Below are 13,584 nucleotides of genomic sequence, written 5' to 3'. Positions count from 1 at the left end.
CAGGGTCGAGCCGTTTGAGTTGTGGCGCAGGGCTTAGACGAGTTTGGTCTTCGTCACTTCTTTAATCGCCGACAGAATCAAGGTAGGCAGAGAGGCGGCCATGATGACGCCAAATAGGTGACCACCTTGCAAGGCTTCAGTGCTGAAGATCAGCTGACCAATACCGGTGTAGATGACGCTAAGCGACAGCGTGGCTGAGATAGCAACGGCGCCAAGCAGCGACTTGTTGGTCAGTGGGTTCTTGCGGAACAAGGTGGTGAATGAGCGCGAGTCAAATAGGTGCCACAGCTGAGCAAACACCAGCATCGCAAAGGCCATAGTTTGTGCGTAGTTTGCACTAAAACCATTGTCTAGCGCCCAGTTAAACGCTAAGTAGCTCATTGCGCCAAGGGCCAAGCCACGGGTGACAATGCGAGTGCCTAAGTGGTCGCTGAAGAAGCTCTCGTTACGCTTGCGAGGTTTGCGTTCCATCAAATCTTTTTCTTCTGGATCAACACCCAGAGCCAGTGCCGGTAGGCCATCTGAAACCAAGTTAATCCACAAGATCATCAATGGCGTGAGCGGCAAAATCGCCTCTGGTCCCATCATCAAGAAAGCAAATAGGATCACCGATACTTCACCGACGTTCGCCGTTAGCGCTTGGCGAATGAACTTGCGTAGGTTATCGAAAATTTGTCGACCTTGACGCACCGCTTTCACTATGGTACTGAAGTTGTCATCCAGCAGAATCAAATCACCGGAATCTTTGGCGACCGAGGTACCTGTGATACCCATCGCAACACCGATGTCAGCACGGCGCAAGGCTGGAGCGTCATTGACCCCATCACCTGTCATCGCGGCGACTTCATTGTTGAACTGCTGAGCTTGAACAATGCGCAGCTTGTGCTCAGGCGTCACGCGAGCAAACACGGCCACTTGTGGGCAGATACGGCGCAATTCCTCATCGTCCATCGCATCGAGCTCGGCACCGGTGACGACGCGGTCTTTCTCGCTGCGAATAATGCCGATCTCGCGTGCAATCGCGGCGGCGGTCAATGCGTGGTCGCCGGTGATCATCACAGTGCGAACGCCCGCATCGAAACAGCTGTCTACCGCAGCGCGCACTTCAGGGCGCGGTGGATCCATGATGCCGTAAAGACCTAGCAGAATGACCTCTTGCTCAAGCTCGCTGTGATCGCGTTTGAGATCGTCATCGCTTAGCTCTTTGTAACCGACCGCCAACGTGCGCAGTGCTTGGTGGGCAAAATCTTGAATCGCCGCCTCATAGTTGGCCACGATGCAATCCGCAGCATCAGTCTTTAGGGCACAGTTACCAACCGTCGCGCTCACTGGCAGCTTAGATACATATTGACCATCCACCATAAAACCAGCGGAGTGCTTCAACACTACATCGGGTGCGCCTTTAATGGCGAGGAAGTGCTTACCTTCAGGGCATCGAACAATCACAGACGCCATTTTGCGCGCTGAATCAAACGGGAACTTTTCAACAATAGAGTAACCGCCCGTGCTCAGCATTTCAGATTGCTCTAGGCCTGCTTTGGCGGCTGCGACGATCAAAGCGCCTTCGGTTGGGTTACCGCGTACTTTGGATTGGTCGCCATCTTTGAGGTATTCCGCATCGTTACACAGGGTCGCGACGACTAAGCCTTTCATCATTTCTGGGCTTTGCTTGGCATCAATGTGGTGACCGAGTGGTTTGAATTCACCTTCTGGGCTAAAGCCTTTACCACTCACTTCCCAATAACGGCCGCTCACATCGTAAGCTTTCATTACCTGCATTTGGTTTTGAGTCAGCGTGCCGGTTTTGTCTGAACAGATCACGGTAGTCGAGCCCAGCGTTTCAATCGCAGAAAGCTGTTTAGCCAGTGCGTTGTTCTTCACCATTTGCGTGGAGCCCATGGTCAATACAATCGAGATAACCGTTGGTAGACCTTCTGGAATCGCTGCGACCGAGAGCGAAATACCCGTGTTAAGAATTTCAAGCCACGGCATACCGTGATAGAGACCAATACCACACACCACGGCCACGACGGCGAGCGCCGCGACCATCAAGATTTTTGCGATGGTATCCATGCGCTCTTGCATTGGGGTTTTGGTCTCTTCGGTGTTCGCCATCATATCGGCAATGTGGCCCACTTCGGTTTTCATACCCGTGTTGACCACAATACCTAAGCCAGTACCTGACGTGACGATGGTGGTCATAAAGCCCATGTTGCGCTGATCGCCAAGACCAACCGTGGCATCATCGATCACCTCGACTTTTTTATCGACAGGTTCCGATTCACCTGTGAGCGCCGCTTCATCAATCGACAAGCGGTTGGCTTCGATAATGCGCACATCGGCGGCAAGAATGTCACCGGTGCTGATTTTTAGGATATCTCCCGGCACGATCTCTTTGGCCGGAATATCCATCCACTGGCCGTCACGTTTTACTTGCGCGGTAGGCGCCGCCATCTCGCGTAGGGCTTCCATCCCTTTTTGCGCTTTGAACTCTTGCCAAAACGCGATGATGGCATTGATGAAGATGATCACCGTGATCGCAATGGCATCGACGAGGTGTCCGGTAAAAAAGGACACGATCGCGCCAATACCGAGGATAAAGATTAGAGGGTTTTTGAACTGATGAAGGAAAAGCTCTAGCGCGGATTTTCCAGCTTGCTCTTGCAGTTCATTTTTACCGTATTGTGATTGTCGGTTCGCGACGTCTTGCGCTGTTAAACCTTGCTCAATGGAGGTTTCAAGCACCTCTTTTGTAGCGTCAACCGACTCAGTAAACCACTTTTTAGTCATCGTTTGCTCCGTTTGGATTCAGTCGATATCAGTAAAATCACCAACTGATAGAAAAAATCGCTGAATCTGAAAATCAAGATCTCTGCAAAAGCGTGTTCCTTGGGGGAAGGGTAAAGTCATATTGAATGACAATTAACTCGTGCAGAGATAAATAACCTACTAAAAAGTGGATGGGCTTGTAATTATCTTTCAAAAGGTAAAAAGGTGGAGTAGAGCACTTCTATGATGCAGGTCAGGTCAAGTGAGAACGGATGAGGGAAAGGCGCAGTTTAGTGTAAGCAAGTATAAATAAGACATGAGTTTAACGGAAATTTGGCTTCCAAATTTCCGAATTGTGAAAGTAACTTTCACAATGGCACGGTTTCCAATGCGTGCAGTTGCGTCGAAACCATGCTCAAGATTGAGCATGGTTTAACGCGTAGGAGCAACGACTAATGATAGAAAAGTCGGTTTGAGCGCCATTTTAGTAGATAAGGATCGTAGATTTGGAATATGGCTTATTCCAAATCCGTGTTGGATTCCTCAATCAAGGTTCGAGAGTAGTCATCCAACAGCAGAGCAAAGGTGTTGACGCTGTGGTCGCGGTAAATGCCTGCTTTAAAATAGGGGCCGAGACAATCGACATAACTGGTTGGCCCGCGGTGGTTCACGACGGGTTGGTCATCGATAGTAATGGCAAGGTAGCCGTCAGAGTTAGGCGTCCACTTCACCTTGACATCAAACTGATACCAGCGATTCTTCTCGATAGGCACGCTGAGGTAGTGCTGAGTTCTCGTCATGCCGTGTTTGTTGTCGGTGTTCACCGCTAGCTGACTGGTTTGGGAGCGAATCAAAAAGCGGTCATTACGCAGTTCAATCCCAAGGTTGGGGCTACGGCTGATTTCATTCAGATGACGATCTGGCGTGGCATGCCACTGAGCAATTAAAGCGCGCACATCATCGTACTGCCATTGGTCCGTGATCAGCACTTTAAATCGATAGTGTATTGGCTGATTGAACGGTGCTTTATAGCGCTCGTACACTTCCGCGCGATAGGCGTACCCAGAGCGCGTACGAAATTGATCGCCGTCTCGCAATTCTAATCGCAGTACATTATTGCTTGAGTCCATCGGATCTTGGACTATCATCGCAGAGTGCTGGTAGCCAAAATGGCTTCCCCAACCCTGCAAATCATCAAACGGACTGTGCCATTGATGCGCCGTGTCATCGGGTTTGATATCAGGGCAACTCAAGTGAGCGACCGATTGCTCAGCACACGCCACCAACAGTGGCGCCAGAAGGATGGGTAAAAGTAACTTCATGATAAACGCAGACCTGCCATTACTGAAAAAGAGGCCAATAAACCGATGAGATGGTTCGAGAAGTATATCGTTGAAATCGCCTACGTGTCTGTGCCCTGTGCCATTGTTGGGACACTGGCGTTTAATTTGCTGTAAGGCGATGGATGGGGTCCTCGTTTTGGTTGGGAAGGGGTATTGCTGATCAGCGCATGTTTTGTGTTGATAGCTTTTCGCATGGAAGTGCCTGATCCTTGCTAGAGTAATTAATTTCTAGAATCAACTGTCTAGTCATTGTCCTAGTTTAACTTATTCTTCTTGCGTAGTTATTGGGTTACAAGAATACGTAAAGGGATAAAAAAACGGGCAATTCGCCTAGATGGAGCTTGACTTGTTCACCATTGCTATGTGGGGCGCTAGCAAGTCTGCGTTATTTTCTATTCATCAAACAAGTGCTGTATAATTATGACATTAATTGATTCAGGCTAAGGTCTAAGCTATCAGTTTGAGGGGTTAATTTGTCTGACAAGATCATTTGGATTTGTTGTTTCGCATTAGTTGTGGTTGGGGTTATCTTTGGAATCAATATCGCGACCAGCCCAGAAGTAACTGCGGGAATCGCCAACTCTTTAGATATACTAGCAAGCTTAGCGACTATTTTTGCGGCTTTCATTGCCATATACACCCTAAATTCTTGGAAGAAGCAATTACGGCATGAGGCAAGGTTCAATGCGTTTAGTCGGCTAGAGGAAAGCACTCGTATCTGTTTTAGGCATTTGTCTCAGCACGACTCGCTTTACTTTTTGAAGTTTTTGACGGCTATGGTTGAGGGTAAGTCAAATACAAGATATGACAGTGAGATTGAGGACAGCATACGTCTTAGCGTAGAGGCTCATAGTGAGTATTCAGGTAATTTAGACTTTGCAATTTCGCTTCTGGAGTCTGATGATGAGCTCCCCGCCTTGCTTCGAGCTGAGAGCTTAAATATTTACCTGCAAGAGGCGATACAAAGAAGAGCCGATGAGTATGAAGATTCTGTTCAGAAATCGCGAGATATGACGGCTTACTCATCTCTGGATAGAGAAAGGCTGAGTCAAATGATGGCTGAGATTAGGAAGTTGCGGGATAAATAGATGAATAGCCATCGAGTAATTCGACATATATGAGCCATTATTTCCTCAAACTCAGCTTATTAAAAGTTGACGATTTTTAGTTTAAGTCCTAACACGAGATTGTCCAATTACTTGTTGTATCCCGAGCAAATCACAATTTCACTTAGATTTACGGACTTTGAACCAACAAAAAAGCGAGCCTTACTCGGCTCGCTCTTGATTTACGTTAGACAACCTACCTAAAGCCGGGCTGTTCGGCTTACCTCACTTACCCTTCATAACTCTCAATACTCGGGCAAGAGCAAATCAAGTTGCGGTCACCGTAGACGTTGTCGACACGGTTGACGGTTGGCCAGTATTTCCATTGCTTAGTCGCGCTGGATGGGAAGCAACCCACTTCGCGTGAGTATGGGCGATCCCAGTGTTCGCTCGCCAAATCCACTTGTGTGTGCGGTGCGTTGACCAGTGGGTTGTTGTCGAGTGGCCAAGCGCCTTCTTTAACGGCGTTCATCTCTTCGCGGATGGCGATCATCGCATCGCAGAAACGGTCCAACTCAGCCAGATCTTCAGACTCCGTTGGTTCAACCATCAAGGTGCCGGCAACGGGGAATGACATGGTAGGCGCGTGGAAACCGTAGTCCATCAAACGCTTCGCGATGTCTTCTTCACTGATGCCGATCTCTTCTTTTAGCGGGCGGATGTCGATGATGCACTCATGCGCTACTCGGCCGTTCTTACCGCGATAAAGCACAGGGTAGTGAGGGCGCAGGCGCTCCATCACATAGTTGGCGTTCAAAATCGCCACCTTGGTCGCTTCAGTGAGGCCAGCTTCGCCCATCATTGCGATGTACGCCCAAGAGATAGGCAGGATTGATGCACTGCCAAGATCCGCCGCAGAGACGGCAAACTCTTTACCTTCAACACCGTTTTCGATGTGTCCCGGCAAGAAAGGCGCGAGATGCGACTTGACGCCAATCGGGCCCATACCCGGGCCACCGCCACCATGCGGGATACAGAAGGTTTTGTGTAGGTTGAGGTGAGAGACATCGGATCCAATCAAGCCCGGTGAGGTCAAACCCACCTGCGCGTTCATGTTGGCACCGTCTAGGTAGACTTGGCCGCCCGCTGCGTGGACCATTTCACACACCTGCTTCACTTGCTCTTCGTACACGCCGTGTGTGGAAGGGTAGGTGATCATGATGCTAGAGAGGTTGTCAGCGTGCTTTTCAATTTTGTCCGCGAGATCGGTTAAATCGATGTTGCCGTCTTCATCACATTTCACCACCACAACTTTCATCGACACCATTGAGGCTGTCGCCGGGTTGGTGCCGTGCGCTGAGCTTGGGATGAGACACACATTGCGGTGACCTTCGCCACGGCTCTCATGGTAACGCTGGATAGCAATCAGACCCGCGTACTCACCCGATGCACCAGAGTTAGGCTGCAATGAAAAATCATCATAACCTGTGATCTCACACAGCTTCTCTTTCAGATCTTTCGCCAATGCCGCGTAGCCTGCGGCTTGCTCTAGTGGCGCGAACGGGTGAAGAGCGCCGAACTCAGGCCAAGTGACAGGAATCATCTCGGCTGCGGCGTTGAGCTTCATAGTACAGCTGCCGAGCGGGATCATGCCGTGTGTCAGTGAGAAGTCTTTGTTCTCAAGCTGCTTGAGGTAACGCATCATCTGCGTTTCACTGTGATGCGTGTTGAAGACTGGGTGCGTTAGGTACGCTGACGTGCGGCGCAGCGTTTCAGGAATCGCGGCAAACTCATTGCCACCGATTTCTGACGACAGTCCTTTGATCTCTTCTTTCACACCAAACACGTCAAATAGTGCGGCGATATCATCAGTGGTGGTGGTTTCATCAAAACTCACGCCCAGTTGCGCTGTATCTACGATCAGGCGCAGGTTGATGTCTGCCGCTTGTGCTTTAGCATACAGCGCCTCTGTTTGGCTGCCTGAATTGATGGTGATGGTATCGAAGAAGCTGTTGTGCGCCAGCTCGAAGCCAGATTTGGTCAGGCCAGCGGCTAAAATTGCTGTCATGTGATGCGTGCGGCGTGCGATGGTACGTAGACCTTGTGCGCCGTGGTAAACCGCGTAGAACGACGCCATATTGGCCAGCAGTGCTTGCGCGGTACAGATGTTCGATGTCGCTTTTTCGCGGCGGATGTGCTGCTCACGGGTTTGCATCGCCATACGCAGGGCTTGGTTGCCGTTGGCATCAATGGATACGCCAATCACGCGTCCTGGCATGGTGCGCTTGTGTTTGTCACGCGTCGCCATAAACGCTGCGTGTGGGCCGCCGTAACCCATAGGTACGCCAAAACGTTGCGCTGAACCAATCACCACATCTGCGCCCATTTCGCCCGCTGGCTTAAGCAGTGCGCACGCGAGTAGGTCGGTCGCAACCGCAACCAGTGTTTTGTTGGCTTGCGCTTTGGCGATCACGTCGCTCAAATCGTGCACTTCGCCTGTGGTACCCGGGTATTGAACCAAGGCACCGAATACGTCTTGTTCTGGGAGAGAGTCCAGTGACCCTATGGTGACATCAAAGCCGATGTATTTTGCACGCGTTTTGACGACTTCAATCGTTTGAGGGTGCACATCATCGGCAACAAAAAAGACGTTGCTCTTACTCTTGCCAGCGCGTTTACACAGCGTCATCGCTTCTGCTGCTGCGGTCGCTTCATCCAGAAGGGAGGCGTTCGCGATGTCCATCGCGGTTAAATCCATCACCATTTGTTGGAAGTTGAGCAGAGATTCCAAACGGCCTTGTGAGATTTCCGGCTGATAGGGCGTGTAGGCCGTGTACCAACCTGGGTTTTCCATCACGTTACGCAGAATCACGTTGGGCGTGAAGGTGTTGTAGTAGCCTTGACCAATGAAGGTGCGCTTGACTTGGTTTTGATCGGCGAACTGACGCATAGCGCTCAGCATATCCGCTTCGCTCTTGGCTGGGGCCAAGCTCAGTGGCTGCTCAAGACGAATCTGCGGCGGCACCGTTTCCTCAATCAGAGCATCTAAGCTGGTGGCATTGATGGCCGCCAACATGGCTTGTTGGTCTTGTGTGTTTGGGCCGTTGTGGCGAGCAACGAACTCATTTTGTGTGCTGAGGCTTTGAAGTAATTCAGTCATTGTCCTTTACCTGCTCCAAAGTTCGCTGAGCGAACCGTGAAAAAAAGCTGCCTCCTAGATGGGGGCAGCTTTGCTGTTGTGCTTATTACTCGTCTTCGATTGAGTTTAGGTATTCTTCGGCGTCTTTTAGGTCATTAAGCTCAGAAGGGTCAGACATCTTCACTTTGACGATCCAGCCGCTTTCATACGGTTCTTCGTTGATTAGCTCTGGGCTGTCTTCGAGCTCTTCGTTGATTTCGATGATTTCACCGGTGATCGGCGCGTAAATATCAGAAGCGGCCTTAACCGATTCAACCAACGAGAAGCTGTCGCCGGCTTCAATCTCGTCTTCTACTTCCGGTAGGTCGACGAAGACCACGTCGCCAAGCATTTCTTGAGCGTGCTCAGAAATACCGATAGTTACAGTGCCATCACCGTTGTCACGTACCCACTCATGGCTATCTGCAAACTTCAGTGTTTTGTCCATTGCTTAATCTCCAAAATAACTAAGATAAAATTGATTATTGGTACAGTGGGAAGCGATGACACAAGGCTTTCACTTCTTTGCGAACGCGTTGCTCTACTTCTGTATTTCCTTCAGGGTTATCCACTAACCCGTCCAGAACATCACCAATCCATTGTCCGATAAGTTTGAATTCTTCAGCGCCAAAGCCGCGGCTGGTTCCCGCAGGCGTTCCCAATCGAATGCCCGATGTAATCATAGGCTTCTCAGAATCGAATGGGATGCCATTTTTGTTACATGTGATCCCGGCACGCTCAAGCGCTTCTTCTGCTTTGTTACCCTTTAACCCTTTTGGCCTTAGGTCGACGAGCATCAAATGCGTGTCCGTTCCGCCTGTCACAATGTCACACCCGCGAGTTTGCAACACCTCGGCAAGAACTTTTGCGTTGCTGATCACCGAATTGATATAAGTCTTAAACTCTGGCCCGAGTGCTTCACCAAACGCCACCGCTTTCGCTGCAATAACATGCATCAATGGTCCGCCTTGCAGCCCAGGGAAGACAGCAGAGTTAATCTTTTTGATGATGGTTTCATCATTGGTCAAAATCATGCCACCACGTGGGCCGCGTAGGGTTTTGTGCGTCGTTGTGGTGACGACATCAGCATAGGGAAGAGGGCTTGGGTGCGCGCCAGTAGCGATAAGGCCGGCGATGTGCGCCATATCGACCATCAGCAAAGCGCCGACTTCGTCAGCAATCGCGCGAAACTGAGCAAAATCAATCGTACGAGGAATGGCGCTGCCGCCCGCGATGATGAGCTTAGGTTGATGCGCTTTTGCCAGTGCACGGACATCGTCGTAATTGATTTCGAGTGTGTCGCGATCCACCCCATATTGCACTGCGTTGAACCATTTACCCGATAGCGCAGGTTTTGCGCCGTGTGTGAGGTGGCCGCCTGCATCAAGAGACATGCCTAAAATGGTGTTACCCGGTTGCAGCAGTGCGAGCATGACGGCGCCGTTTGCTTGTGCGCCAGAGTGAGGTTGAACGTTTGCGTATTCACACCGAAAAAGTTTCTTTGCGCGTTCGATAGCGATGGCCTCGACCGTATCGACATGCTCACAGCCACCGTAGTAGCGGCGACCTGGGTAACCTTCTGCGTATTTGTTGGTTAGGCAGGTGCCTTGAGCCTGCATCACCGCTTTTGACACAATGTTTTCTGAAGCGATCAACTCGATCTGTTCGTTTTGTCGAGACAGCTCCGCTTGAATACCGGCAAAGACGGCGTCGTCGGTGGCACTGAGTTGAGTTGAGAAAAAATTCTCTAAGCGATGATTGTGATAGGTGTTGTTCATAGTCGATGACCTTCCAATTGAGTCGTCAGCGTGCTGACTAAATTTTGTGTAAATCCATGCCCCGAAAAGAGAGGGGAAAACCCAACTTGGTCGCAAAAATGGTGCGAAACACTGGGGTAAAAATGCATCTCGACAACTAACAAGTTGGTAACATAGCGGGAGTTGCATCAACAATCAACCAAAAATTTCCTATTGGAAACACGCTTGCGGTTTTTGTTAACGAGTGCACACTATATTTCCTATCCTCACCTTTCCAGTTGCACGACCTTGGGGCACAATGAAATCCATATAGGAAGCGAAGAAAGTATGACAGAGGGAAACATGTCAGAAGATATCTACGATGAGTACCCGTCCATCACTCTAGCGAAGGAAGCGGGTGATCAAAACATCGAGCCGCTTAAGTTAGGCGAGCGCATCAAAGAGATTCGTAGCAAGTTAGGCATCACGCTTGAGGAAGCCAGTCAACGCACTGGGCTCGCGCGTTCAACGCTCAGTAAAATTGAGAACGAGCAAATATCACCAACTTTCCAAGCGATGCAAAAGTTGGCATCGGGGTTGGCGATAGATATGCCGCAACTCTTTGAACCACCTAGAAAAAAGGTCGCAACAGGGCGAAGAGATGTCACGCGAGTTGGGCACGGCAAACCGCACCCCACGCAGACGTATGAACACGAATTGCTGGCTACTCAATTGTCCAATAAAAAGATGATGCCCTTCAAAAGCCGCGTCCACGCTAGGCGTTTTGAAGAGTACAGTGACTGGGTTCGTCATGATGGTGAAGAGTTTCTATTGATCTTATCGGGCACGGTTCGGTTCTACTCAGAGTTTTATGAACCGATTGAGTTGACGGTAGGTGACAGCGTCTATTATGACGCCAATATGGGCCACATGTTGATCTCAACCAGTGAGCAAGACGCGCATATTTTGTGGGTGACAGCCAAATAACGTGAATCAAATGTAAATTTCTTATAGTGAAAGCAAACGTTTGCTTTTGTGTTGTTTATGCGTAGAATAACGCCGCTTTGATCGAATCTTGCTCAAGGCGGCGTTTTTATTGATGATGCCTTGTTGTGAATTTAATGTTAAATGTCACACTTTCACTTCTCCCGCTCTTATTTAGGGTGCATTCTCGCCATCGTCGTGTTTATTATTGGAAACAAGGTTTCCTCTCAAGGAAAACGGACCGGATCACATGGAGACAACAATGACTCAAGAATTACTGAAAACCCCTCTTCATACTCTGCATGTTGAAGCGGGCGCAAAGATGGTGCCGTTCGCTGGCTATGATATGCCTGTGCAATACAAACTCGGCGTTAAGAAAGAGCATCTTCATACCCGAGACGCTGCCGGACTTTTTGATGTGTCCCACATGGGACAATTGCGATTGCATGGTGAAGGGGCTGCGGCCTTCCTTGAGTCTTTGGTCCCTGTCGATATCATTGATTTGCCGGTAGGCAATCAGCGCTACGCGTTTTTTACCAACGACAACGGTGGCATTATGGATGACTTAATGGTGGCCAATTTAGGCGATCACTTGTTTGTCGTAGTTAATGCAGCATGCAAACAGCAAGACATCGATCACTTGCAAGCACATTTGCCATCGGGTGTGGAGCTGGAGGTGATTGAAGATCGCGCCTTACTTGCGATTCAAGGCCCGCAAGCGGTGGACGTATTGGCAAGATTCAACCCTGATGTAGCGAATATGGTCTTTATGGATGTCAAACGCCTCAACTTATTGGGTGTGGAGTGCGTGATCAGCCGAAGCGGCTACACTGGCGAAGACGGATTTGAAATCTCGGTGCCGAACTCACACGCGGAAGAGCTGGCGACCCGTTTAACGGCGGAAGAGGAGGTAGAATGGATTGGCCTAGGCGCGCGCGATTCTCTGCGCTTAGAGTGTGGCCTATGTCTATACGGCCATGACCTTGACCCGACCACCACACCGGTTGAGGCTAGTTTGCTTTGGGGCATCCAGAAAGTGCGTCGCATCGGCGGCGAGCGAGAAGGGGGCTTCCCAGGGGCCGACATTATTCTTGGTCAAATTGAATCGAAAGATGTCTCGCGCAAGCGCGTCGGTCTTGTGGGTCAAACCAAAGCGCCGGTTCGTGAAGGCACTGAGCTATTTGATGAATCAGACAACAAAATCGGCATCGTCACCAGCGGCACCGCAGGCCCGAATGCCGGCAAGCCTGTCTCTATGGCGTATGTCCGCGCCGATCTGGCCAGCATCGGCACCACTCTGTTTGCCGAGGTTCGTGGTAAAAAACTGCCCATGACGGTAGAGAAAATGCCGTTTGTCCCGCAGAGATACTATCGCGGTTAATCATGGTTAAATGATAGACATTGTGAATAAACCTCTCTGCGGAGAGGTTTTTTTGTATCAATAATTGGGTAGAATCAAGGCTGCTGTTTCAAGGATGTATTGAATGAAAAACGTATTTCTCTTATTGGGTGTCACGCTCGCGACCCCGCTCTATGCCGCCGATGTGTCTACTTATATAGTGAATGGTGATAATGTTTCAGTAAGCAGCTATCCCTCATTTTCGAGTTTATATTTTGATGATGACGCCTACTATGGTTATCGCTGCGGCGCGACGGTCATCAACGCTGAGTACGTGCTGACAGCTGCGCATTGTGTGTACGGTGCCGAGAGTGAGATGCTTCACTACTGGGTGGTTCCCCAACTCCAAGATACGGCCGACTATTTGAGCACGTCCAATAAATACCGAGTGAAAGAGTACTATTATCCGGACACTTATGTTGATTCCGCGCCTTGGCCAGACGACATCGCGATCTTAAAACTTGAATCAACGATCAGTGGTAATCCAGACTACAGTGCTTCGCTCAACAGCATAGCCAACGATACGTATGTTGAATCGAAATCGAGCGATAATTTTATCGCTATCGGTCATGGTTTAATTGAGGGGAATAAATCCAGCAGTGGCTACCTCCAAGCTACCTCTCTCGATATCATCTCACCAAGTTCGACCTGCGATTCGAGCATTTCCGACAAACAGCTCTGTTTTGATGGGGAAGTGTCCGGTAACTACAAAAACTCCACATGCGAAGGGGACTCCGGTGGACCAGTGTTTTGGTACAATGGGGCCGCCTACGTGCAAATTGGGATCACCAGTTGGGGATTCAAAACATGTGGAGCGAAGGCTTATGACTACTCTTCCGTATTTACGGAAGTGTATGACTACGATAGTTGGATTCAGTCGGTGATCAGTGGCGGTGAGACCGCCAAGTACTATGTGACCACGTCAAATGATACACGGACTTTATACCAAACGAGCAGCGGTACGGTGATTGATAGCGCAGATGTCGTGTCAGATACAACAACCACCTCTTCTTCTGGTGGCGGCGGTAGCCTTGGCCTCTTCTCCTTATTGGCACTTGTTCTGTTTGGTCAACGTCGTCACGCATAAACGGCGTCGATCTTCTCACAAGCGACACTCGTAAACTAAACT

9 protein-coding genes are annotated in these 13,584 nt (G+C 49.8%); 4 read left to right on the top strand and 5 right to left on the bottom strand.

Features of this window, described 5'->3' with window-relative positions; translation table 11 throughout:
- Positions 1–33: 33 nt before the first annotated feature.
- Positions 34–2,790 carry a cation-translocating P-type ATPase gene (locus AC6R10_RS13455; protein ID WP_500672541.1) on the bottom strand — a complete coding sequence of 919 codons (2,757 nt, stop codon included), beginning with the start codon at positions 2,788–2,790 and terminating at the stop codon, positions 34–36.
- A gap of 497 nt (positions 2,791–3,287) precedes the next feature.
- The gene (locus AC6R10_RS13450; RefSeq protein WP_500672540.1) at positions 3,288–4,091 is read right to left on the bottom strand and encodes a polysaccharide lyase family 20 protein; all 804 of its coding nucleotides are present in this window, start codon (positions 4,089–4,091) and stop codon (positions 3,288–3,290) included.
- Positions 4,092–4,585: 494 nt separating this feature from the next.
- Between AC6R10_RS13450 and AC6R10_RS13445 the strand changes: the two genes are divergently transcribed.
- Positions 4,586–5,200, top strand: a complete 615-nt coding sequence (locus tag AC6R10_RS13445) for a hypothetical protein (RefSeq protein WP_500672539.1) — start codon at positions 4,586–4,588, stop codon at positions 5,198–5,200.
- 247 nt (positions 5,201–5,447) lie between these two features.
- Here the strand turns inward: AC6R10_RS13445 and gcvP are convergent, their stop codons facing one another.
- The 3 genes from gcvP to AC6R10_RS13430 form a co-directional block, all read right to left on the bottom strand.
- The gene (gcvP, locus tag AC6R10_RS13440) at positions 5,448–8,318 is read right to left on the bottom strand and encodes an aminomethyl-transferring glycine dehydrogenase (RefSeq protein WP_500672538.1); all 2,871 of its coding nucleotides are present in this window, start codon (positions 8,316–8,318) and stop codon (positions 5,448–5,450) included.
- Between the two features lie 85 nt (positions 8,319–8,403).
- Positions 8,404–8,784 (bottom strand): glycine cleavage system protein GcvH, encoded by a 381-nt coding sequence (gene gcvH, locus AC6R10_RS13435; protein ID WP_500672537.1) that lies wholly within the window; start codon positions 8,782–8,784, stop codon positions 8,404–8,406.
- A gap of 34 nt (positions 8,785–8,818) precedes the next feature.
- Positions 8,819–10,114, bottom strand: a complete 1,296-nt coding sequence (locus AC6R10_RS13430) for a serine hydroxymethyltransferase (protein ID WP_500672536.1) — start codon at positions 10,112–10,114, stop codon at positions 8,819–8,821.
- A gap of 321 nt (positions 10,115–10,435) precedes the next feature.
- On the opposite strand from AC6R10_RS13430, the gene AC6R10_RS13425 reads away from it, so the two are divergent.
- The 3 genes from AC6R10_RS13425 (at position 10,436) to AC6R10_RS13415 (ending at position 13,542) form a co-directional block, all read left to right on the top strand.
- On the top strand, positions 10,436–11,059 hold the full coding sequence (locus AC6R10_RS13425) for a helix-turn-helix domain-containing protein (protein WP_334551502.1): 624 nt from the start codon (positions 10,436–10,438) through the stop codon (positions 11,057–11,059).
- A 259-nt stretch (positions 11,060–11,318) separates the two neighbouring features.
- Entirely contained in the window at positions 11,319–12,437 is a 1,119-nt protein-coding gene (gene gcvT, locus AC6R10_RS13420; protein ID WP_500672535.1) for a glycine cleavage system aminomethyltransferase GcvT, read from the top strand.
- A gap of 103 nt (positions 12,438–12,540) precedes the next feature.
- Positions 12,541–13,542 (top strand): S1 family peptidase, encoded by a 1,002-nt coding sequence (locus AC6R10_RS13415; protein WP_500672534.1) that lies wholly within the window; start codon positions 12,541–12,543, stop codon positions 13,540–13,542.
- Positions 13,543–13,584 lie beyond the last annotated feature (42 nt).

The sequence above is a fragment of the Vibrio sp. R12-SG2-ISO1 genome, assembly GCF_059834045.1.
This window is presented reverse-complemented; position numbering and strand designations above follow the sequence as displayed.